21 protein-coding genes, 1 rRNA gene and 1 pseudogene are annotated in these 25414 nt (G+C 27.8%); 6 read left to right on the top strand and 17 right to left on the bottom strand.

What is annotated here, in order from left to right:
* Positions 1–117 (bottom strand): 16S ribosomal RNA (locus H8923_RS13880); the annotation flags it as partial.
* Positions 118–664: 547 nt separating this feature from the next.
* On the opposite strand from H8923_RS13880, the gene trhA reads away from it, so the two are divergent.
* Positions 665–1312 (top strand): PAQR family membrane homeostasis protein TrhA, encoded by a 648-nt coding sequence (trhA, locus tag H8923_RS13875; protein ID WP_153972538.1) that lies wholly within the window; start codon positions 665–667, stop codon positions 1310–1312.
* 75 nt (positions 1313–1387) lie between these two features.
* Here trhA and H8923_RS13870 read toward each other — a convergent pair whose 3' ends face one another.
* From H8923_RS13870 to H8923_RS13855, 5 genes and pseudogenes are all read right to left on the bottom strand, one after another.
* Positions 1388–3784, bottom strand: coding sequence for a heavy metal translocating P-type ATPase (locus H8923_RS13870; protein WP_456300158.1), 2397 nt, complete (start codon positions 3782–3784; stop codon positions 1388–1390).
* Between the two features lie 93 nt (positions 3785–3877).
* Positions 3878–4072 (bottom strand): annotated as a pseudogene (locus H8923_RS17865) (cation transporter); the annotation flags it as partial.
* A 10-nt stretch (positions 4073–4082) separates the two neighbouring features.
* Entirely contained in the window at positions 4083–4454 is a 372-nt protein-coding gene (locus tag H8923_RS13865) for an ArsR/SmtB family transcription factor (protein WP_153972536.1), read from the bottom strand.
* 352 nt (positions 4455–4806) lie between these two features.
* Complete coding sequence (locus tag H8923_RS17845; protein ID WP_153972535.1) at positions 4807–5982, bottom strand: redoxin family protein; 1176 nt, start codon at positions 5980–5982, stop codon at positions 4807–4809.
* Positions 5983–6012: 30 nt separating this feature from the next.
* Complete coding sequence (locus H8923_RS13855) at positions 6013–7404, bottom strand: dihydrolipoyl dehydrogenase family protein (RefSeq protein WP_153972534.1); 1392 nt, start codon at positions 7402–7404, stop codon at positions 6013–6015.
* Between the two features lie 232 nt (positions 7405–7636).
* On the opposite strand from H8923_RS13855, the gene H8923_RS13850 reads away from it, so the two are divergent.
* Positions 7637–8230: a hypothetical protein gene (locus H8923_RS13850; protein WP_153972533.1), complete on the top strand. Its 594-nt coding sequence runs from the start codon at positions 7637–7639 to the stop codon at positions 8228–8230.
* Positions 8231–8370: 140 nt separating this feature from the next.
* Here the strand turns inward: H8923_RS13850 and H8923_RS13845 are convergent, their stop codons facing one another.
* On the bottom strand, positions 8371–9453 hold the full coding sequence (locus tag H8923_RS13845; protein WP_153972532.1) for a hypothetical protein: 1083 nt from the start codon (positions 9451–9453) through the stop codon (positions 8371–8373).
* Positions 9454–9634: 181 nt separating this feature from the next.
* Between H8923_RS13845 and H8923_RS13840 the strand changes: the two genes are divergently transcribed.
* Together H8923_RS13840 and H8923_RS13835 are read left to right on the top strand one after the other, a co-directional pair.
* Complete coding sequence (locus tag H8923_RS13840; protein ID WP_153972531.1) at positions 9635–10363, top strand: HAD family hydrolase; 729 nt, start codon at positions 9635–9637, stop codon at positions 10361–10363.
* Between the two features lie 57 nt (positions 10364–10420).
* On the top strand, positions 10421–11191 hold the full coding sequence (locus H8923_RS13835; protein WP_153972530.1) for a hypothetical protein: 771 nt from the start codon (positions 10421–10423) through the stop codon (positions 11189–11191).
* 46 nt (positions 11192–11237) lie between these two features.
* On the opposite strand, the gene H8923_RS13830 is transcribed toward H8923_RS13835, so the two are convergent.
* The 5 genes from H8923_RS13830 to H8923_RS13810 form a co-directional block, all read right to left on the bottom strand.
* Positions 11238–11732 (bottom strand): hypothetical protein, encoded by a 495-nt coding sequence (locus H8923_RS13830; protein WP_153972529.1) that lies wholly within the window; start codon positions 11730–11732, stop codon positions 11238–11240.
* A gap of 9 nt (positions 11733–11741) precedes the next feature.
* A complete protein-coding gene (locus tag H8923_RS13825) occupies positions 11742–12182 on the bottom strand; it encodes a hypothetical protein (protein ID WP_153972528.1) in 441 nt (146 codons plus the stop codon).
* Positions 12175–13011, bottom strand: coding sequence for a DUF5685 family protein (locus H8923_RS13820; protein ID WP_153972527.1), 837 nt, complete (start codon positions 13009–13011; stop codon positions 12175–12177). The genes H8923_RS13825 and H8923_RS13820 overlap by 8 nt, the downstream gene beginning before the upstream one ends.
* A 46-nt stretch (positions 13012–13057) precedes the next feature.
* Positions 13058–13582: a metallophosphoesterase family protein gene (locus H8923_RS13815; protein ID WP_153972526.1), complete on the bottom strand. Its 525-nt coding sequence runs from the start codon at positions 13580–13582 to the stop codon at positions 13058–13060.
* A 102-nt stretch (positions 13583–13684) separates the two neighbouring features.
* Positions 13685–15217, bottom strand: coding sequence for a hypothetical protein (locus H8923_RS13810; protein WP_153972525.1), 1533 nt, complete (start codon positions 15215–15217; stop codon positions 13685–13687).
* A gap of 285 nt (positions 15218–15502) precedes the next feature.
* Here H8923_RS13810 and H8923_RS13805 point away from each other — a divergent pair, with 285 nt between their 5' ends.
* Entirely contained in the window at positions 15503–16789 is a 1287-nt protein-coding gene (locus tag H8923_RS13805) for a conjugated bile salt MFS transporter (RefSeq protein WP_153972524.1), read from the top strand.
* Positions 16790–16913: 124 nt separating this feature from the next.
* Here H8923_RS13805 and H8923_RS13800 read toward each other — a convergent pair whose 3' ends face one another.
* The 4 genes from H8923_RS13800 to H8923_RS13785 form a co-directional block, all read right to left on the bottom strand.
* Positions 16914–17177: a hypothetical protein gene (locus H8923_RS13800; RefSeq protein ID WP_153972523.1), complete on the bottom strand. Its 264-nt coding sequence runs from the start codon at positions 17175–17177 to the stop codon at positions 16914–16916.
* 81 nt (positions 17178–17258) lie between these two features.
* Complete coding sequence (splB, locus tag H8923_RS13795) at positions 17259–18287, bottom strand: spore photoproduct lyase (protein WP_330596675.1); 1029 nt, start codon at positions 18285–18287, stop codon at positions 17259–17261.
* 172 nt (positions 18288–18459) lie between these two features.
* Positions 18460–19794: an alanine:cation symporter family protein gene (locus tag H8923_RS13790; RefSeq protein ID WP_153972522.1), complete on the bottom strand. Its 1335-nt coding sequence runs from the start codon at positions 19792–19794 to the stop codon at positions 18460–18462.
* A gap of 423 nt (positions 19795–20217) precedes the next feature.
* Positions 20218–21723, bottom strand: coding sequence for a hypothetical protein (locus H8923_RS13785; RefSeq protein WP_153972521.1), 1506 nt, complete (start codon positions 21721–21723; stop codon positions 20218–20220).
* Positions 21724–22083: 360 nt separating this feature from the next.
* On the opposite strand from H8923_RS13785, the gene H8923_RS13780 reads away from it, so the two are divergent.
* Positions 22084–23385, top strand: coding sequence for a conjugated bile salt MFS transporter (locus H8923_RS13780; protein WP_153972520.1), 1302 nt, complete (start codon positions 22084–22086; stop codon positions 23383–23385).
* A 67-nt stretch (positions 23386–23452) separates the two neighbouring features.
* Here H8923_RS13780 and H8923_RS13775 read toward each other — a convergent pair whose 3' ends face one another.
* On the bottom strand, positions 23453–25090 hold the full coding sequence (locus tag H8923_RS13775; RefSeq protein ID WP_153972519.1) for an amidohydrolase: 1638 nt from the start codon (positions 25088–25090) through the stop codon (positions 23453–23455).
* Between the last annotated feature and the right edge of the window lie 324 nt (positions 25091–25414).

Raw genomic sequence — 25414 nt, 5'->3', positions numbered from 1 at the left:
GGTTACCCACGCGTTACTCACCCGTCCGCCGCTCTTTACCGAAGTAAATCGCTCGACTTGCATGTGTTAGGCACGCCGCCAGCGTTCATCCTGAGCCAGGATCAAACTCTCAAATAAAAGTTGATGGGCTCAGATACTGTTATATATCTGGCTTTGTTTGGTTGTTTCGAATAATTCTTATAAAGAATTAATTTTATAAATTAACCTACTGTTTAATTTTCAAAGTTCATTTTCTCGACTTATTCATCTTACCAGGTTGTTACCCCTCAGTCAAGACTTTTTTCGATTTATTTTTCGTCCGTATCTCTCGGACAAGTAATACTTTACCACCATAATGAATATTAGTCAATACTCTTTTATATTTTTTTTTAAAATCTAACTAAAAAACTATGCTAACTTAATTCAACCCTAGATATATACTAACTTCTTCATATAATATTTTTTTATAAAGTAATTTATTTTTCATCACATTTAATTTGATATTCAAAATTTATATCAAGAATTAAGATGAATATTTAAATTTATAGAGTATAATAGTAGTATATTATATTTTGGAATTATTTTACTTATAATATTTCTGTATATTTTCTAAAATTCATGGATATATAAAAGTAAAGTATTTTCATTATAAAAATTCTAATCTTTACAATTTGGAGGTATATATATGGGTAAATATGTTAGAGAATCCATTAATGGCGTTACTCATTTAATAGGTGCTATTTTAGCATTTGTCGGATTATTAGCTTTAGTCATTAAAACTACACTAAGAGATCCCTCTATAACATCTTTAACTGCAGTAATTATTTTTGGAATTAGTTTAATTCTTTTATATTCAGCTTCTGCTACTTATCATCTAACTATTGCTGGAGATTCAAGGATTAAGTTTTTAAGAAAAATAGATCATTCAATGATTTTTATATTAATAGCAGGTTCTTATGCACCTTTTTGTTTAATATCTTTGAAAGGACCTAAAGGTTTCATTCTTTTTGGAATATTACTTTTTATCGCTATATTAGGTGTTTGTTTTAAATTAATTTGGTTCAACTGCCCTAGATGGATATCTACATTAATCTATGTTGCTATGGGATGGATGGCTATATTTGTTATAAAACCTTTATATCATTCTCTTTCTATTAATGGTCTAATGCTTTTAGTGGCCGGAGGCTTAGCTTATACTGTTGGAGCTGCAATTTATGGGCTTAAGCCAAAGTTTTTAAAATTTAAAAATTTTGAGTTCCATGAAATATTCCACTTATTTATTATGCTAGGGAGTTTACTTCATTTTATATGTGTGTACATATATGTAATATAAAAAACTTTACATAAACGAAGCCTATAATTAAGAATCTGATATCATTCCTAATTATAGGCTTATTTATTCTATATATTATTTAAGAATTCTCATTGCATTTATTACTGCTATTAAAGCAACTCCCACATCTGCAAATATTGCTTCCCACATTGTAGCCATACCACCTGCACCTAGCACCATAACAACTACTTTAACACCAAGTGCAAATATAATATTTTGCCATACTATTTTGTTTGTTTTCTTAGATATTTCTATAGCTTTATATATTTTGTTTGGCTCATCTGTCATAAGAACTACGTCTGCTGCTTCTATCGCTGCATCTGAACCAAGGGCACCCATCGCTATACCAACATCTACACGCGCTAATACTGGAGCATCATTTATACCATCACCAACGAAAGCTACTTTTTCTTTTTCATTTCTACCTTCATATATTTCTTCTACTTTTTCAACCTTTTCATTAGGTAATAAACTAGAGTAAACTGTATCTATATTTAAATCACTTGCAACCTTATTAGCTACATCTTTATTATCACCAGTTAACATTACAACTTCTTTTATACCAACATTTTTTAAATTTCTAATTGCATCTTTACTATCCTCTTTTACCTCATCAGATATAACTACGTATCCTTTATATATACCATTCACTGCTACATATACAACAGTACCTACTTCTTTAGCTTCAGAGTATAATATATTATTAGCTTTCATCAATTTTTCATTTCCAGCTAGTATCTTTTCATTATTATATTGAACTCTTATACCATGAGCTGCTATTTCTTCATAATTTTTTATACTATCTAAATCGACTGCTTTACCATATGTCTTAAGTATAGATTTTGCAATCGGATGATTAGAGTTAACCTCTGCAATAGCTGCATACTCTAATAATTCTTGTTTTGATATATCTACTGCATTTATATTAGTTACGTTAAATACACCTTTAGTTAAAGTTCCTGTTTTATCAAACACTACTGTGTCTACATCTTTTAAAGCTTCTAAATAGTTACTTCCTTTTATAAGAATACCATTCTTCGAAGCATATCCTATACCACTGAAGAAACTTAAAGGTATAGATAAAACTAATGCGCATGGGCATGACACAACTAAGAATAGTAATCCTCTATAGAACCATTCACTAAACTCTGCACCTTGAATTACTATAGGAGGTATAATTGCTATTGTAGCAGCTAAACAAACAACTATCGGAGTATAATATCTTGAAAACTTAGATATAAAGTTTTCAGTTTTAGATTTCTTACTACTAGCATTTTCAACCAAATCTAATATTTTAGAAACAGTTGATTCACCATATCCTTTAGTAACTTTTACAATTAGTAACGAATTCTTATTTATAAATCCAGATAAGATATCATCACCTATTGCTGTTTCTCTTAAAACTGATTCACCTGTAATGGCAGATGTATCTACCATAGATGAGCCATCTATTATAACACCATCTAGAGGTACCTTTTCACCTGGTTTAATAACTATTACATCACCTATTTCTACATCTTCAGGAGAAACAACTTTTATTTCATTATTTACTTTTAAGTTTGCACTATCTGGTCTTATATTCATAAGGGAAGCTATAGATTTTCTAGATTTTCCAACCGCTATACCTTGTAAGTATTCACCTAATTGATAGAAAAGCATAACAGCTACAGCTTCTTCTACTTCGCCAATTGCTAATGCTCCTACTGTTGCTATTAACATTAAGAAGTTTTCATCGAATATTCTACCTTTAGTCATATTTTTTAAAGCTTTTATTATTACGCCTCCACCTACTACTAAATAAGAAATTATCAAAAGTAAATTCATCAATTTACTTTCTACTCCAATAGTACTTTGATATATGGCAACTGCATACATTCCAAAACCAACTATTAACTTTAATAAATCTTTTTTTGAAGAATCTTTTTCCTTCTCTTCTACAGATATATTTGCTTGTTGTGAGTTTTTAACTATATTTATGTCTAGTCCTGGTTCTGTATTATTTATTATATCTATTATTTTTTCAATAACTTGCTTACTATTTTCATTTTGTTTTATTAATACAGTTAGTTTTTTATTTATAAAATTCAAATCTGAACTTTCTATTTCACTTAAATTAGAAACCTTTTGACCTATAACCTCTGCACAGTGAGCACAATTTAATCCACCTAATATTATTTCTTTCTTTATTCCTAATTTCGATTTACTATTGACCACTATGTCTAATCCTGGCTCTGTGTTATTTATTATATCTATAGTTTTTCTTATTATTTCACTTTCATTTTGTTCATCAGTAAGATTTAAAGTCATTTTTTTATTTACAAAGTTTAAATTAGATGATTTAACACCTTTTAATTTTCCTACTTTTTCATTGATCACCTCTGCACAGTGAGCACAGTTTAAACCATTTAATATAAATTCTACTTTTATAGGATTAACATTGTCATTAACTTCTGCTTTACTTAATGATTTCATATTTTTCCCCCTACCTTTTTGTCTTTTTCTAGAATTTATTGAGTTAATTGTTACGTCTATATCAAGGTCTGGTTCTATAGAATTTATTGTATCTATAACTTTTGATACTACTTTGTCCTCATTATAAGTATCTAATATGTCTATTATTAACTTCTGAGCTTCAAAATCTAAATTACATCCTTCTACTTCTTCTAAATTAGATACAGTTTTGATTATGTCTTTTGCACAATGAGAACATCTTAATCCGCCTAATAGAATCTCTTTTTTTAATAAACTACAATCTCCCATTTGGTTCCTCCTAACGTTTATATATTTCTTGAATATGATTTAACCCACAATCAAATATTTGACTAATATGACTATCATCAAGCGAATAATAAACTGTCTTTCCTTCTTTTCTAAATTTAACTAATCTAGCTTGTTTTAATACCCTAAGCTGGTGAGATATCGCTGATTGAGTCATGTTTAAAAGATTTGCTATATCACAAACGCACATTTCATTTGAAAATAATGCGTATAGTATTTTTATTCTAGTTGTATCACCAAAGACCTTAAATAGTTCTGCTAAATCATAAAGCATTTCATCTTCAGGCATTTTATTTTTAGTTTCAGTAACTATATCCTCATGTATATCATTACATTCACATGTATTAATTGTTCTTTCTTCCATTTTATGTCCTCCGTTTATATTAATATATGAATAACTGTTCATATATTGTATTGTATGTTATTTGTACTAGTTTTGCAACTAGTTTTCGTATAAAAAATAAAAGAAGAAGTCAATATCTTTAAATATATGACTTCTTCTTTTATTTACATACATATTATTTTTTCTCACTTGAAATAAAAAACTATATCAAACCTAACATAAATGTAAAAATCGATATGTATATTAAATTATATTGAACAAGTATCAGGAGGTACATTTGCTTTAGACTTATATATATACTAAATAAGGATATAATAGTTTCAATATTATTTAAATAATCACTTATCTTTTTTATATTAATATTCAGAAATCCCTATTTAGTACTCTCTATAAGATTTTTCATAGTTTCTTTATCCATTGCCCCTGGAACATATTGAATAATATAACCATCTTTATCAATTATAAATGTAGAAGGAAATGCATTTATTCCATATTGATATACCAAGTTTCCGCCCTCATCAAATAAAACTGGGAAAGTATAATTTTCTTCATTTAAAAATTTCTCTATATAACCATGATCTCCTTCACGTCCTAAGTTAGGAGATGCTAATCCTAAAATTACAACATCATCTTTATTTTTACTATATTCCTTATAAAGTTCTTCTATATAAGGCATTTCTGCTTTACATGGTGGACACCAAGTCGCCCAGAAATTTAAAAATACAGTCTTACCTTTATAATCACTTAACTTATGCTCATTTCCATACTGATCATATAATGTAAACTCTAATGCTTCTATTTTCTCATTATTTTCTTTCTCCTTTTGATTTTGACTATTTCCTATATTATTTTTCATACTATTTAAGTTAATAATTTCTTTAGAACCATTTATAAACATTACTAATCCAGATACTATAAGTACTATCCCCCCAATCTTTTTAACTACATTCATATATGCTTTTATTTTGTCTATTGTTTTAAACAATTTATTATAGAATAATGCAACCAATATAAATGGTAATATAAATCCTATAGTATATACAGCTATAAGCAGATTCGATTCTATTATACTATCCGACGTCGAAGACATTATAAGAACCGATGCAAGTATAGGCCCTATACAAGGTGTCCATCCAAAACTAAATGTAAATCCTAGTAAAAATGCAGATAGTGGATTCATTGATTTAGATTCAAAATTAAATCTTTTTTCTCTATTTAATATAGAAGACTTTATAACTCCCATATAAAATAGCCCCATAATAATGATTACTAATCCACCTATTATCATTATTAGATTTTTATTTGTATTAAAAAATAAACTTAATACATTTACTGATGAACCAAGTATGAAAAATGTTGTTGATATTCCTATTGTAAAGAATAAAGTATTTCTAAATAAAGAGCTGCTTATGAACTTACTGCTTTTTAGGCCATCTATGCTACTATTGGATAACATACTTAAATATATAGGTAATATAGGTAATATACAGGGTGATAAGAAAGATAATACCCCTTCTAAAAACACTACTATTAAATTCAACCTCTCCATAAACTCTCCTCCCAAGTTATTATTTTAATACTACACTTCCTTAATCATAGCATCTGATAATATTTCATTAAGAGATTCTGTCATAGTTGGATGTGCATATATCCTATCTCTTAAATAAGTATATTTTACACCAAGATCTATAGCTAGTTGAATTAAATGTATTATTTCACTTGATCCTTCTGCTATCATCGTTGCACCTAGTATTTTTTCACTATCTTTATCTATAACTATTTTTATAAATCCATCAGTCTTTCCTAATTGTTTAGCTCGTGGTATAACTTCTGTAGACATCTTTGCAACTAAAACATTATACCCTTTAACTTTAGCTTCTTTTACATTTAAACCTACCCTTGAAAAAGCAGGGTCTATAAATAGCACACTTGGTATATTTTTTCTATCTGTAGTTTTTCTAGTTTTATCTCCAAATAGTTGATTAACAATAATACGATAATCATCTAAAGATATATAAGTAAATTGAGGACCTCCATTTATATCACCCAAAGCCCATATATTTTCTACGTTTGTTTTTAATGTATCATCCACTTTTATAAAACCTCTAGAATCTAACTCTATTCTAGCATTCTCTACTTTTAATCCATCAAGATTTGCTTTCCTTCCAGTTGCCATAAGTATTATATCACTGACTAACTCTTCTTCTTCACCATATCTTGTATATATTAATTTAGCTAATTTATTTTCTTCTTTTATTTCTTTTATAGATACATCACTTATAAAAGATACATTTCTTTTTTCTAATATATTTATTATTTCAGTTGAGTCTTCTTCATCTTCTTTCATAAGTATTGTTTTATGTGTATTCACTACAGTAACTTCACTTCCAAACGAGCTATATATACCTGCAAATTCTAGACCTATAAATCCTGCACCTACTATAGTAATTTTTTTAGGTAATTCTTTTAAATTCATTAAAGTTTCACTTGTGTAAACTATATTTAAATTATCTACACCTTTTATATCTGGAATTGAAGGCTTAGAGCCAGTATTTATAAATACTTTATCACCTTCTAATATTATTCGTTCCCCGTCTATTGTATTAACTTCTACTATTTTTTCATTTATAAAAGAACCTTGACCTGTGAATATGATTATATTTTCATTGTTATTTAATTTATTATAGTTTGCAATTCTTAATTTTGTAATTAATTCATCTTTTCTAATTATTGATTTTTTATATCTAGCTTTCATATCTTCAAAATTATTTAAGTTTTCTCTTCTTATTATACTGGCTTCATTTTCTAATATTTTTGTAGGTATACAAGCTTTATTTATACATGTTCCCCCATACATATTAGGTGATTTTTCAATTAAAGCTACTTTTTGACCTCTATTTGCTAAATCTGTGGCTAATGTTTTTCCACCCTTTCCAAATCCTATTATTATCGCATCAAACTTATTTATCATACTAACAAAACCTCCATGGTTATTATATTTTATATTCAATTTAAATCTACACATAAAATATATCAATAAGCTTTCCCTTCCTCAATTAGGCACTTTTTTGTAACCATTAAGTAAGTACAAATAATTTTATCAAAGGAATTAATTTATACACATATTAAGTTTTTTAATAATATATATATAATTAGGAGCAAATTTAATAAAGTTTTATTTTCCTTGGGAGGGAGAGTTAAGTATGAACTATAACATGTATTCAAACCAAATGAATGATCAGATAGACCCTAATTATATATATCCTAGACCTTATATAGACCCTATGATGTATATGAATCCATATATGATGAACGGAGCTCAATATGCAGGATATCAAATGAATCCTACAATGGGTGGGTATACTACTTATAGCAATCCATATGCAGAAAATCCATCAAATCCAGATTTATCACAATTGGATAACGAAGCCGTATATCCCACTATAGAAGATTATAGCTATCCAGATATAGAAGCATTTTCATCAAATATGCCTAATATGAATATACAAGGGATGCCCGGAATGCCTAATTTAAATATGCAAGGGATGCCTGATATGTTTAATACGAATATGCAAGGTACATGTATGCCTGGTATGAATATGCCTAATACACCTACTATGCAAGGTGTGCCTAATCTAATGTACCCTAACATGTTCCCTAATATGTATATGATGCATAACATGATGTACCCTGGTATGTTTCCTAATATGTATATGATGCCTAACATGATGTACCCTGGTATGTTTCCTGGTATGCCACAAATAAACATGGAGGAATTTGATGAGGAAGAAATGTAATTTTTTATAAATTTTATGTTATAAAAAATTCATAACTTGTCTACACTATTTAATGTATTCCTCATAATATTCCCCCAATATTATAAATACAGAAAGTAAGATTATGATAGAGATATCATAATCTTATTTTTTACTCATTTTTAACTTAAAAAATCTTCAAAGTCATTGGAACCTGACTCTGCAAAATCATAAAGAGCATTTTCCTCAAAATAATATTCATCTTTCGCATTTAAAAATTCTTTATAATTATTCTGTAGTATTTTATTTATATACATTCTATCTCTTTGATTATAAGTACCAACGAAAAATTCATCTCCTATTTGATAATAAACTGCTTTTATATCATTATTAATAACATATACTTTTTCTTTTACATGATTATTATTAAAATTAAATCTTGTAAAAAGAATACCTTCATCCATCTCACTTTTTAATACAAATGGATTGTCTATATAAAACTTTTCTATAAATTTTTCTGTATCTACTAAATTATATACTGCTACAAATTCTTCCTTTGATATCTCATCAAATACTTCAAAATCATATATAGCTTCTTTATCTGTAACTAGCATTGAACTTATTTTAAATTTATCATCTTCCTTTACTATATTAAAAGCTATTCTACATACATAATATCCATCTTCATCTTCATATAATGCTTCACTAACAAATTTTTTATCACCCTTACATGTAACTGTATTTTTTAATAAAGTTCCATTTATACTTGTAATATGCATATTAGATATTTCTTCACTTCCTGAGAAGTATCTTAAACACTCTCTATCCCAACCTATAAATCTCATTGTCATATAATTAATAAATTCAATTTCTTCTTTTACATCTTTGCATATTATTGGATATAAGTCCTCTATACTTAAATTTGTTTCATAGTCATTTATTATTTCTATATATTCTTCAGTAAATCCTGGAAGTTCCTTTTCCCATTCGATAGTTTTTCTTCCAAAGTGTTTTACTAAAAATAATGCTTCTTCTTCAGATATAGTCAATACTTCAGAACCTAATCCTCCCATAAGTCTTTGTTCCTCCATATAAGCTTCTTCTTTACTTGGATTTTTCAAACTTACATAATCAGCTATACCTAATCCTTCTGCATCTAATAGAAAATATTGATATATATTATCCTCTTCTTTACTCCAGCATATTTCAAGTCCTATACTACCCATAAGTCTAGAGTTAGTTACCTTCGCAAAATTATATTTCATCAAATCACATCCTTATGTATATAATTCTAAATAGATTGTAAACTATTTAATAAAATAATATTTTATTCTATACTAGTTTATCATAATAGTATAAAAAGAATTTTAAATTATTATCTATAGTTTTACAACAAATACAGATTTTATAATATAATAAAATAAATGGTTAATCGAGGTGATGTTAATGAAAAATATAGCAGCTTTTTTTGATATAGACGGAACTCTTTACAGAGACTCTCTTATGGTTGAACATTTTAAGAAACTAATAAAATACGATATTATTGATCAAAAAGGTTGGTTTGAACACGCAAGAGATACTTTTATGAATTGGGATAAAAGACAAGGTAATTACGATGATTACTTGCAGGAAATTTGTGATTTATATGTAGAATCTTTAATAGGTTTGGATAAGACTTGTATAGACTTTACGAGTGATCAAGTAATCAAATTAAAATCAGATAGAGTTTATAAATACACACGTTCAAGAATAAAGTGGCATTTAGAAAATGGTCATACAGTCATTTTCATATCTGGAAGTCCTAACTTTTTAGTAGAAAAAATGGCATCGAAATATGAAGTTACAGATTATGCAGGTAGTGATTATGTTTTTGAGAATGGTATATTTAGTGGAACTGTAGTTCCTATGTGGGACTCTAGAAGTAAGAATACTGCCATAAATAACTTTGTAAAAAAACATAATATAGACTTATCTAAGTCTTATGCCTATGGGGATACTAACGGTGATATAAACATGTTAAGAAGAGTTGGAAATCCAATCGCTATAAATCCAACTAAAGAACTTGTAAATCATATAGCTAATGATAGTACATTATGCAGTAATACTCAAATAATAGTTGAGAGAAAAGATATAATCTATTCTTTAAGTGCAAGTACAACTATGTTAGATATATAAAGGAATGGGCTTAGCTCATTCCGTTTTACTTATTATTAAGGAGGTAGAAATATATAAATGAAAACAAGTAGTATAGTTAATTTAGATAAGTTAAACGAGGACATCGAAAGTATTAAAAAAATTTTATATTTAGATTCCCCTGATTTATGGATTGATTTTTCCGATAAAATCGAAAGTAATAATTTTGATGAAATGGTGCTATTCTTTGCTATTAAACATAACTATCCTTTAATTATAAAATATGCTGTAGAAAATAATTTAATAGATTTAGATTCACCCTCTAGAAACAAGACTTTTTCTTCAATAAGAGAACATCTAATAAACATTGCTAATAAAAATAATAATTCTGAAATTCGTAATTATCTTTTAGGAATTAGTGATCAAATAGAGACCGATAGTGTGTCAGAAAAATGTTCTATTTCTAAAACCAAAGAAGAAAGTAATTCTTATACTCCTGAATTCATATGTCCAAATTGTAACTCAAATATTTTCAGTACTGGATATACTATTTCAAAAGAGATTATATATAAATTTTCAAAGGAATCAAATAAAGCTATTCCTATGTCTAATAAAATTTTAGATTCAGTTTCATGCAGTAATTGTGGCACTAATTTAAAAGAAGTATCTCCTTCAAGTTTAGAAAGTCTATGCACTGTTCAAAACTGTACATCTTGTAATCTAGACTTAACAACTACAGGAATTATAGATAAGGTAAAGATGGTTTACGATAAAGAATCAAATAGTTTTATAAATTCTAATACCTCTTATCATTGCTCTAATTGCAATAAAGAATTAAGTACATATCAAATAGAATACTTTAATTTATAATTATAAAGGGTATCACTCGAAATATTTTTTATTTCGAGTGATACCCTTACTTATTTATTTTAATGATATTTTTAATTTTTAAGTTGTAGTAATCTATAAATCTAGAATACATATAGTCATATACTACAAATATAATTTCAAACGTAACTATAGAAATTATATTTATAGGTACATATATAAATTCTCTTACTATAAAATATAATATCATAGCTGCCATATTAGCAAAAATTAATTTTAAAATGTACTCAACCAATATAGGTCTATCTTTTTCAATTATATATTTTATAAACCCATATATACCAAAAGTAAATGTATACATAAGCCACTGAGTTTTACTTGTCATTATTATAAACCCTAAAATGACAGATGCTATATAAAATGTTACTCCATTTAAAGGTCCCCACTCCATTATAATTATAGATATAGGCAAAGATGACAAGGCTAATATAAATAACGTATTAACTGGAATAACATTTACAAGTATCAACAATATAGCATTCAAAGACAATAATATGCCTCCATAAGCTACTTTTTTACTCATTCTCTCCTCCTAAAAACAACTTACCAAATCTCCACCAAAACATTCACAGCATGAATCTAAACACCATAGTTTCATACAATCTTCACAGCAATCATCTCCTAAACAACAGCAACAATCATCACAACAACAGCAACAGCATCCATCTATCCCACTGCGTCTTCTTCTATTATAATTATATGCTCTATTATTGTAGTCATCTCTATATCTACTAAATTTACTTACTGCTTCTTTATATTCTTCATTATCTGGTTCCATAAACTTAGCTCTTTTTATATAATCTTCACCTTGCTCATAATATCCTATATTCATAGCAGATATACCTGACAAATAATACCACTCACTACATTTATTACTTATTGTTTGTAAAAAATCATATGCACTTTTGAACTCTTTATTTTCAATTAACATTCTTGCTTTTAAAAAAGCATCATTATAAATATTGCTATACATTATTTTCACACCCTTTATCCAATATATTTTTATATCTTAAATAAACTCCTGAGTAAACAATATTTTCTATTATATTTATATTAACTCTTAATTTCAAATTATCAATACTTTGAGCTAAAATACCTAAAGATATACTTATTAATTTATCAACTCTTTCTTTTAATTCATCTTTTTTATCTATATATTCTATAAAAGGATTATACCTTCCTTTTTTATAGTCTTTTGTTAAATCTTCATATGCATCTAATAAATATATATATTTACCTATATTAAATCCTATATTTCTTAAGTCATTTTCATATTCATCATTTTTGTAAACAAATATTTCCCCCATAAGATCTCCAAATGTATTTGAGACCATATCGATATTAATATTCTCGTCTTTCTCTAATCTATACAAATCTTCTAACTTAGATTTTATAAATTCAGCTTTTTTAGGATACTTTTCATAGGCTAATTTCAATTTGCCTTTATATACGTTATATGCAATTATGTCTTTTATACCTTTATCATCTTTTAGGTTATCTTCTAATTTATAATACGCCAATAAAACATTCATGCTAGCTGCATATTCTGTTACCTCATTTACAATTTTCTTTTTCTTTTTGAATGGATTTGTTATACATCCTTCTTCTATGACAGTTGGTTTTGGTCTATACAAAGAAGTTAATATTAGTATTAAAAATGTTATATCATAATTCAATGTTAATCTAGATATTTCTCCATGATTATCCTTTAGATACTTACATAAACCACAATAGTATCCCCTATAGTGTTCATATTCTCTAAAAGTTAAATCCATTTTATTTATTTTTACATATCCGAACATATTTATTCCTTTCTATTATTTATGTAAATTTCAATTAATACTCTAATTATGCATCTATTTTAATAAATTCAACCTTATATCTTTTAAATTCATAAATATTTCCTTCTAGGTTTACTTTCAATTCTGTATTTGAATTATATATCTCTCTATCATAATCATCCTTAATATAAAGTTTAGCCATAAACGGTTCTAATTTAAATCTTTTAGGGCCTACTGAACCAGGATTTATATATAGTATACCATCTTTTGTATATATTTTACTCTTATGAGAATGACCATATACAATAACGTTAATATTCATATCAATCAAATCTATTTTTATATCATTAATATTGTGAATTAGATATAAATTAGTTTTATTTAATCTTATGATTTTATCTATATGAGATCGGCCATTATTTTTATCAATATTTCCATATACAAATTCTACGGGCGCTACTTTTTTTATTTTTTCTATTATAGCATTTTTCCCAATATCACCAGCATGTAATATTAAATCACACTCTTGTAAATTATTTATTACATCTTCCCTTATTAATCCATGAGTATCCGATATTAACCCAATAACCAAGTTCCTACCTCCTCTAATATAAAGTAAAATTTATATTACTTATATAATCTAAAAAGAGTTGTCTATAAATAGAGTAAATTAAAGACAACCCTTTTTTATTATTTATTTTGTAATTTCTGTTAAATTTTCACTCATTATTCTTGTATAACTTATAGACTTTGATATTCTTTCTATAATTTCTTCTTTATCATCTATTACTACGTCTCTTTTATCATTCCAGATTGCTTCAAATAACTCATCACACATATCTTTAAATTTAATATCACTTATTATAGAGTAATAATTTTTACCTGATATCGGATGCATTTTACTCATTTTTAAACTTCTAGACAAATATAAAGATGGATTGTCGTTATTTCTAAAATCATCTACAAAGTGTCCATCAACCATTCTTATCTCTACACCTTTGGATTCCATAAGTATTTCTTCAAGGAATTCTATATGTCTTTCTCTTTCCTTAAAAGTTAAAGTAACAGGCGTATTGAAGAAATGTAAGCATCCAGAAGAAAGATACTTTCGTAATTCTGTTTCATATATAAGAACCTTTAATTTAGATTTATAAGTTATATTTTGAAGGAATATATTTATTTTCTTCAATTCATTCATTATATTTTCATTTTCTCCAAAAGTTCTTTCTGCTATTTCCATAAATAAATCTGGTGGCATAAAGAATTCATTAATTGAACCTAATACACATCTTAAGTCATTATTCATTATATACTGAATATAAGTCTGATCTTCTATCATAGATAACGGTGTTTTCTTTTCACACAGTGGTTTCCCTTTTTGTCTTTGTGTATACATAAGATTATAATAAACTTCGTCAACAAGTTTTTTATCCTTTGAATATGTGCTTAATAAACACTCTCCATCAGGGTAGTGCATTGTAGTTATTAAAAATTTATCCTTTATTACGGATATAGTCGAATTTGGATTTACGTTGCAATTATAAATATCGAAATCTAGAGCTGGATACGTAGAAATTAAGTTTATACCTAATAAAGCATTCAGTATTCTATCATCACTCTCTTCTAGTCCACTTTTTAAGCCCATAAGTAACGTAACCTTAGTTTTAGTATTTCTACTAATTTCATATAGTATCTTTTTCATATTTCCTAATGATACTCTATCTTTATAGTTCAAATCAAATAGATTAAAAGATAAAACCATATCTAACTCTTCACCCTTATTTACAATTGAATATATTTCATTAGTAAAACCCTTCTGAACCACTGTAGGTCTAACACTAGACGCACTATTATAGAATTCTTCTGAGTGGGTATTTTTAGGTATATTTTGAGTTGTTTTATCACTCATCCCTCTAGTTTCATCCATATAAACTTCTTTTAATTTTTCTTGAATATATTTCTTTAAATACTCTTCATCGCTATCTTCGTCAATTTCAAAGTAACTTATTAAACTATCATAAGTAACATCAGTAAGAGAACTTACAATAAATTCAGCGATAGATTCACAAATTTCATTTATCCTTTTCGAACTAGGCAAATGTTTTGATGATATCCACTTATTAATATAAGATATATCATACCCTAGATTACTAGCTAAACTACTTTTCTTTTGATTTGATATATATAATAAATTTTCTAAAATATTTCCAAATGTTATATTATTCAATATTAGACCTCCTAAAATATTATGTCTATCATTCTTTTGATTACATTTAATTTAACCTTATAAATACAATTTTAAAATATTTTTATACTTTATTGAATAGGAAAGGAATACCAGGTTCCTGATTTCTGCCTCTTTTATTTCCTTTTTCCTCATTATTCCTCATTATTCTCTACTATAACTCAAATTTCAATGTTAATATTATGTTAAAGATTTGACACTGAGTTTTTTAATTTATAGATACTAAAAAACATTTTAACATAATTCACATTACAAAGGAGAGATTTCATGAGTAATTTAAGTAGTAAAAAAAATAAATTAACAGCTGGATGGATAATAGTAATAGCATGTATGCTTATTCAAGCTATTCCAGCAGGGGTTATAGCAAATACACAAGCTTTATTTATACATCCAGTAATAACTGAGAGAGGATTCAGTCTTGCAGCATTTTCATTAATGTTCGGAATAGGAACTATAGTTTCAGCTGTAGCAGGTCCATTTATAGGTAAATTATATTCTAAAATAAATATCAAATTATTATATATTGTTGGAGCTGTAATAGCAGGAGGAGGATTCTTATCATTCTCTTTAGCAACTGAGCTATGGCATTTCTATGTACTTGCAGGAATAGTTCAAATAGGTTCTGCGGTTATTTCAGGTATAGGTACTCCACTTTTAATAAGTGCTTGGTTTGATGAAGCAACTAAAGGTAAGGCTTTAGGTATTGCATTTGCTGGTGGTTCTATAGGTAACTTCTTCTTACAACCATTAGCTTCTAAAATAATAGCTAGCCAAGGTTATACTAGTGCTTATTTAACACTAGGTATACTAGCTTTAGCTGTAGGTCTACCAATTGCATTATTCTTAGTAAGAATGCCTAAAAATTCTAGTGAAATAGTTAAAGCTAAAAACGATAAAACTGAAACTAATCCAAAAGAAACTTCTTTAACAGGTTATACTTTAAAGGAAGCCGCTAAAACTAAGTATTTTTGGATGATGTGTTTCGGATTTACATTCGTAGGATTATATGTGTCAGCTTATTCAGTACAATACGCTGCTTATTTCCAAGGAGAATTAAAATTCGATGCAACTACAATAGGTATAACAGGTTCAATATTCGCAATATGCTCATTATTAGGTAACGTATTAGGAGGATCTTTATTTGATAAATTAGGTGCATTAAAGTGTTTAATTGCATCTTCAATTCTAGTATTAGTATCTGGAGTATGCTTATTATTATCTAAGAACAATGTAATATTTGCACATGCATTCTCTGCAATAAAAGGATTAGCTGTTTACGCTTATATGATAGGACCAGCTTACCTTACTGGTTCATTCTTCGGTAATAAAGAATTTGGTAGTATATTAGGTATAGTTCAATTACTATTTGCTGTAGGTATATCTTCTGGTTCTGCACTATTCGGAGTTTTAGTAGGAAAAGTTGGTTACGATATGTCTTGGACTTTAATGTTAGTAGCAGTTGCTTTGGCATACATTTTACTTATAGGTGCTACTATTGGAATGACTAAATTAAATAAACAAAAAACTGAAAATATCAGCTCAAAAGCTGCTTAATACAAAAAAAGACATGCTATAAAGCATGTCTTTTTTAGGTTTTGTAATAGAAGTTATTACTTTATATCTAATATATCATCTTTTTAATAACCCTAAAATGCAAATTATAAATAATATATTTTACTTAAAGTATAAATTTAGTAATATCTCCTTTGGCTTCTTCTATCGTCATTACATCTAACCCTTTATAATTCCTAAATAGCCATTTAATATCACTCATCGCTTGATTTACTTGAGATTTATTCAAATCTCCAATAAAATACTCTTCTCTTATATCTTTATACTCTCTTTCAATTAAGAAGTTTCTTATGAAACCAAAAGCTAATACATTCGGTATACTACTGTCATTAACTCTATTATTCTTATGACTTTTAAATTTCATCCTCATATATTCTCCCCCTTTTTAATACCTACAATAAGATTTTCAAAGTATACTAATTCTATTCACAAATAACTTTTAATATCCACTTTATATAATATATTTAATAATACTCTTTGGAAAAACTAATTTAATCTCTTTTTGAAAAAAATCTTTCATCTCTTGTAATTCTTCTTTTGTATATACATACTTTCCATATCCAAATTGACCATATTTGTATTTCCTATTTTCATCGTCCATAGGTAAAGTTGTTTTAGGGAATATACTGACTATCCTATTTTTTGCTTTTGTAGTATATCTATGAGATATTACTTCAAATATAACTTTATCTATATCCTTTGGTAACTTTTCTTTTAAACTATTAATCAATTCTTTATATTCTTCTTTCCAATTATCATATAAGAATACCGGAGCGATTATAAATCCTATTCTATATCCTGCATATGCGACTTTAGATGCAGCTTCAATTCTTTTATCAGAAGAGGCTGTATAATGTTCATATTCATTAATTACTCTAGGAGTATTTATACTAAATCTAACTTCTGTATGGCCATTGTGTTTAGCATCTAGTATACCCTCTATATCATTATACTTTGTAACAAATCTAAATCTAGCTTTATCTTCCTTTCCAATAAATTCTATCGTTTTCTTTAAGGAATGAGTATATGGTTCTACTGGCACAGGATCTGATGTTGCAGCTCCTTCAAAAATGGTTATCTGCGGTTTTCTTTCATCTATATACTTTTTAGTCTGCATTAGTATTTCATCTATGTTTACAAATACCCTTATAAATGGCTTATCTCCTAACTGAGTATTTAGATAACAATACTCGCATTGGCCCATGCATCCACTTACTAAAGGTAACTGATAATTAGCAGATGGTTTGCAGGTTTGAAACTTCAAACTTTTTCTAAAACTAACTACTAAAGTCTGTTTACCCGATTTATATTGTTGCGATAAATCTTCCCCTGGTATATAAGCTTTAATTCTATTTGATGTAAGATTAATTATTTCTACATTTTTATTAGCCTTAAAAGCATTATATATTTTTTTACCTATCTCTGTATCTAAAGTTCCTTTTTCAAACATAACCCGTTTTGGTTTAAATATTTTTATCACCTCTTTGTATCACTTTTAGTTTACATATATTCTTCCCAATATAAAAAAAGTAGGCTATATTTTAATAGTCTACTTTTTAATTATTTTATAATATTTAAATATGATCACTCAAAATATTTTTATACAAATAAAGAGCATCCTTTGCAAGATGCTCCTTTATATAAATATAGTATTAAGCTATTTTCTTTTCTTCTTTATCAGCTATTACATATTCTTTCCACTTTTTGATTGTGAATATAGCTAATGCAGTAACGTTTATTCCACAAAGAACGAATAATAATAAGTCAACTGCTTCGAATACTACGTTAGCTCCGAATACTGCTAAAGTACCAGCAGCTATTATTAATACTAAGTATATTGCTATATTCTTATTTATATGGTTTTGCTTGAATAACTTTGTCATGTAGTAGTAAGAACCTAATATAGTTGTTAATGCAGATAATACTGTAAATGCACATAATACAACTAATCCAAACATACCAGTTACTTGTTGAGCTGTTCCGAAGTATTCCGCTAATCTTTCAGCTGCTCCACCTTGGAATGTTATTATTCCAGCGTTTATACCGTAAGAAGCTATATAAGAAGTAACTACTATAGATACTACAACTGTTACTACTGTTGGTATTAAAGATATCATAGCTGCTTCTCTTGGTTGAGTATCAGCTTCTTGAGCTGCCATAGCTAATGCCCCTAAACCAGTTTCAGCAGTTTGTAATACTTTTTGCATACCTAATACAAACCCTAACATTATTCCTGAGAATCCATTTACAGGATTAGTCATACCTTCTAATACATTTGCGAAGTAAGTAGGTATATATCCTGAAGTTTTTATAACGAATAATGTGAAGAATATGAAGTAACCTGCAACCGCTGTCCCTATCATATAAGTCATAGCATTCATGAATATTTCATGCTTCTTAGATAATACTAGTGCAGCAACTACTGCTATTACTGGTACAACTATGAACATATATCTTTGAACTAAAGTAAGGTTCATTCCCATAAATTGATCAGTAACTAACTTAGCAACTGAATCTATACCAGAGAATTGGAATCCACCAAATCCGAATACTGCTAAAGCAACGAAACATATAGCGTATACCATTCCTAGTTTAGGATTTATTAATTCACCTATATATTCCTTTGGACTTTTACCCATTATCTTAGAGTTTAAAGTCTCAGCGTAAGAAACTGGAACCATTATACAAGCTCCTATTAAAGCCCATATAGCCATAGATTCAACATTTACTTCTCCTGAAGCATAGAATTTAGATAAAGCACCAAGAACCCCTATTATAGCTCCTGTACCTATCATCGCACCTAATGATATAGATGCTGGTCCTATTATGTTTTTAAATTTTAATCCAGCTGGTTTAGTAGTCTTCTTTTGTATCATGAATATAGTTCTTATAGATGTAAATGCACCAACTATTAACATGAATGGTAAGAATACTGGCCAAACTGCATCAGAAATACCCGTTATTACGGCTTCTAATTGATGTAACATGCGTCTTGTCTCCTTTAATAATTATTGTTTTATGATTTAAAAATCATCAAATAAAATATCAATAAAAAAACAAGATAATTGCACTAAATAAAAAATAACTTATGAAAATTCAACTCATACATTTACATTTGTAAAAATTTAATTTACACAACTAAGATCAATAAGTTGTAAAATATTAATTTATAAACTTAAGATTAATAAATTATTCCTATACTATTCGTCTTATCAATCTTACATCCGTATCTTTTACTAGTATATCTTGTTATATATTGTTCGCCAATTCAGTTTGATTTTATCAATCCATGTAGTAATTGTCAAGCATTTGTCACATTGTTTTTTTATTTGTCTAATTAAATATTTTTTTGTTAAAAAAAGCCTTCCTATTATATATATAGTTTATTAATATTATTATAAATTTTCATTTTATTTTCTATAAAATTCCATATTATTACTTAATATCCTAGTGTAATTTAAGCAGTCAGATATTATCTTTTTATTTTCCTCTATATCCTCTTGAACTACGTCTTTCCTATTAGTCCAAATTTCTTCATAGAATGTATCAAATATCTTACTCAAGTTCTTGTCTTTTACAATTAAATAATCATTATCTTTGTTATTTGCATCAACTTTTAAAAAGCTTATATTTTTAGATAAGTAAACAGAGGTATTTTCATCCTTTTTAAAATCTTCAACAAGTGAATTTTCAATAGTTTTAAATCTTATATTTTCTCTTTCTAATAATTCTTGAATATATGCTAAATGCCTCTCTCTTTGATTTATAGTTAGTTTTACTGGTATATTAAAAAAATTAGCCTCTCCATTAATTACATATTTTTCAAGAGCAGATTGATAAAGTAGTATATCTATTTCTGAATTATATGTTGCATTTTGAAGTATCGCATCTATTCTTTTTAATCTACTTAATACATCTGGATAATTCCCAAATACACTTTCTCCTATTTCAAAAAATAAATCACTAGGCATTAGTAATTGATTCATATTACCCATTAACCATTTTAAATCCTTACCCATAACGTAACTCATATAGTTTTGACTTAATATCATTTCTTCTGGTGTAAGTTCTGAAAAAGTCGACCTACTCTGTGTATTTGCCATTTCATCTAGAGTATCGTACATTTCATCTATTACAGCATTATCTGTAGATGTAGATGTAAAAAGACATTTATTTGTTTTATCATAGATAGCTGAATGGAAACATTTATCCTTGACTACAAGTATCAATGTATTCGCTGAAAAGTCGCAACTATATAACTCAAATTCAGCCTTATTGGAGCTAGTTATCATTCTTAGAAACAACTCAATATTGAATATAACATCATCTACTGTATCATCAAAGCTAATTAAAAATCTAATCTTTCCATTTTTAAACTCAGAACTAACACCTTTCCTAAATCCTGCTATATTAACCTTATCTTCTTTATTTAAAGAGAATAAATCACAAAGTATAAATATATCCGGTTTATCTGTTCCTTGTAAAAAACTAGATAGTTCTTTCTCTAAATGTCTTTTTCTAAGTCTTGGGTTTATATCTATTATACCATTTAACTCAGAGTTATCCTTATTGTAAGATTTTTTATTATACTTGTTATAGCTGTATATATAAGCATCATTTAATTTTTCTTCTATTGTTTCTTTTAAAATTTTATTTTTATCATCACTTTTATCTATAGATACATCAAAGTAATTTAATATCTCATCTTTAGATGATTCGGTTGCCGAATTCACTACAAAGTTTGCAGTTATATTACAAATATTTTTGATGTTTTTAACTGTAGGTAACATCGTCGAATTTACCCATTTACTTATATAAGAAACATCATATCCCAACTCTACAGCTAAAGAGTAATTCTTTTGTCCTGAAAACTGAATTATTTTTTCAATTAGTCTACCAAATTCCATCTCCTGCATATGTAATTTCCATCTCCTTATTATCAATAATAGGTATAACCAGGTCATATATTTTTAATCATAATAGCATAGATGACTTATATATACAACTTGCTATAAAATCCTATATAATCACGTTATCAATTTATTTATACAAAAGTGAATTTATTGACTCAATTTAATTCAATCAAATTCATTTTACCTCCTTTGTTTTATTATGTCGAATGATGTTATAGTTAATGTATTGATTAATCTATCTTGATAAACATAATTATCGTTTTGTTTATTAAGATTTATACGTTAACCTTGTATATTATTTCTTTTGAAATTTGTTATATATTGTTCGCCAACAAACTCTAACAATAGAAGGTGATATTTACTATGGAAAGTAGTACTAAAATAACTAAGAAAACATTTTTTTATGGTTGGATAATTGTCGCAGCTTGTATGATTATTCAAGCCGTACCATTCAGTATAGCAGCTAATATTCAACCTGCATTCACAAACTTTGTAATGAAAGGTGAAGGATTTACCTTAACTCAATTTTCACTAGTATTTACTATAGGTACTGTAGTATCTGCAATATGTTCTCCATTTGTAGGGAAACTATTCTCTAAACCTAATACAAACGTAAAAGTACTTTATATATTAGGTATACTATTACTTGGCGGTGGATTCAGTTTATATTCATTCGCTGGAGGAAATATATATGCTTATTATGCAATATCTGCATTAGTTCAAGTTGGATCAGCAATTATTTCTTCTATTGGTGTTCCTTTACTTATAAATAGTTGGTTTACAGAAAACAAAGGAATAGCTATGGGTATAGCTTTCTCTGGTGGAGGTCTAGGGAATATATTCCTTCAACAAATAGCATCTAGATGGCTTAACGATCCTTCAGTAGGTTATTCTGGAGCTTATTTAAGATTTGGTATAATTGCAGCTGTAGTTGCAATACCTGTAGCATTGTTCCTTATAAGATTACCAAAATCTCAAGCTGAATTAAATGCTAATGTTTCTAAAAATAAAAAAAGCAATGAATCTAAAACGACATCTAGCTGGGGGTATACTTTCGCAGAAGTAACTAAAAATAAATTCTTCTGGGTATTTGCTATATCATTTATATTTGTCGGCTTATATGTAGGTGGTATGTCTCTTCAATTCTATGCATACTTTAACAGCTTAGAAATAGGACCTCAGTTCGTAGCTAATATAGGCTCATTATTTGCATTTGTTTCAATCTTTGGTAACTTATTTGGTGGTGTATTATTCGATAAATTAGGTACGACAAAGTCACTTTTATTAGCTGGTTTATTAGTTATAGTTTGTGGATTCTCATTGATATTCACACCTCAAATAAACGCTCTTGGATATGTATTTGCAGTATGCTTAGGTATATCTATGTTTGCTTATATTATAGGCCCTTCTTACTTAACAGGAGCCTTATTTGGAAATAAAGAGTTTGGTACTATACTAGGCGTAGTTCAAATATTCTTTGCAGTTGGATTTGCATCCGGGTCTACATTATTTGGTATGGTAGTTGATAAAAGCGGATTTACTACTGGATGGATATTTACAATGATATATGCTGTTATAGCGTATGGCGGGCTATTAATATCTACAAGTTCAATATTAAAATCTAATAAAGAATTAAATGTAACTGAAACAAAAAAAATAGTTTAGTTTTAGTTACTTCAAATAAAAAACCTACACTATATAGTGTAGGTTTTTTTATTTGAAATATTCAATATTATGCTTTAAATATAGTAGTTCCCTCTTTTATTGTCTCAAGAACTTTTATATTTTTTATTTCTTCTGGATTAACATCTAAGATATTCTTGTCAAGTATTACGAAGTCAGCGTATTTACCTTCCTCTATACTTCCTTTTATATCTTCTTCGAAGTATTGATAAGCACCATTTATAGTTACGGCCTTTAATGCTTCTAATGGAGATATTTTATGTTGTTTTCCTAATACTCTTCCTGATTGAGTTTTTCTATTTACTGCATTATGCATACCCAATATTTGATCTGGCATTTTTACTGGTGGATCTTGATGTATAGTAAACTTTAGACCCTCTTCTAATGCCCAGCCAAGTGGTGATATATTTTGAGCTCTTTCTGGCCCAAATACTGATTCATAGTGATAATCTCCCCAGAACCAAACATGATCGTTGAAGAATGTTGGCTCAGCTCCTAATTCAGCCATTTTCTTAAGTTGGTCTTTTCTTATCGCTTGACAGTGAACTAACACAGGTCTTAAGTCTGTTTTCTTAGTTGTATTACCAGTTAATTCTAAAGCTTTTTCATAACATCTTAAGAACTGATCTATCGCAGCATCTCCATTTGAGTGAGTATGAACTTGCCAGTTATTTTCTATACACATTTTGTAGTATGATATCATGTCTTCATCAGTTTGAGTAGGATATCCAAGATAATCTGCAGATTCACCTTCTGGAGCTTCATAGTATGGTTGAGTTAACCATGCAGTTTTTCCTTGAGGGGAACCATCTAAGAAAGTCTTTCCTCCACCAATTTTATAGTGGTTTACATATTCTCTTTTTGGAGTTCCTTCATTTGTCTTCATTAACTTTTCCGTGAAAGGCATTAAAGCATATCCTAATATGTCTATTTTTAATTTACCCATTTGACCTGCTACCGTTAACATTTGATCATATCCTAGGTCTAAACTTGCATCTTGAGCTGTTGTTATACCTAACTGAGCATATAAGTCTTGAGCTTTAACCAAACTATCTAAAACTTGTTCAAATTGAGGAGCTGGAACTATACCCTTTTTCTCTTCTGCCATTATTGCATTTTCTTCTAATATTCCATTAGCCTCTCTTGAGTCAGGACTTACAGTTTGGACAACTCCACCCTCTGGTACTACATAGTCAGTTCCTGCATATCCGTAAGCTTCTAAACCAAATGAATTAGTAACAGCTAAATGTCCTGATGCATGAGTACAATATATTCCTACTTCTGTACTTACATCATCTAAATCAAATTTAGTTGGATGTTCTTTATCTTCGAATTTAGTATTATCATATCCAAATCCTATTACCCAAGCACCTTCAGGTAATTTAGTATTTGCTATATAATCTCTTAATCTTTGTTTTACTTCTTCAACTGAAGTAGCATCTCCAAGTTGAACCAATAACAATGTTTGAGATATAGCTGCTATATGACCATGAGGGTCTATAAATCCTGGAACCATCGTTTTATTTTCTAGATCAACAATATTAGTATTTTCATCTTTTATAGCTAGAACTTCATCATTAGTTCCAACTTTAATTATTCTTCCATCTTCTACTAAAACAGCTTGAGCTATAGAGTTATTTTCGTCTACCGTTATAACATTTCCATTAAAATAAATAGTTTTTTGCATAGTATTCTCTCCTTATTTGCGTGTTGATGAAGAGTATATTTTAACATTATTTTTGTATATATTAGTCAACTTCAGCATTTGAACGATGTTCTCCTAATATTTCCAAACACATTATAATTTGATACTCTCTCAACTCTCGAATGTAAATATCGTTAATGTAAATACATTATTTTTACTTATATACACTAACCAATATATGAAATTAAAAAATATACGACAAATATTTACACATATCACTCTAAATTCAAACCTAATAAAAAATAGGCAATTTTTAAAATAATACATGAATGTAAACCTTATAAAAATTAGTAAATATTTAATATA

Origin of the sequence: Romboutsia faecis (assembly GCF_014323405.1) — a bacterium.
Taxonomy (GTDB): domain Bacteria; phylum Bacillota; class Clostridia; order Peptostreptococcales; family Peptostreptococcaceae; genus Romboutsia_E; species Romboutsia_E faecis.
The sequence above is the reverse complement of the archived record's forward strand: the minus strand, read 5'-3'. Positions and strand labels throughout refer to the sequence as shown.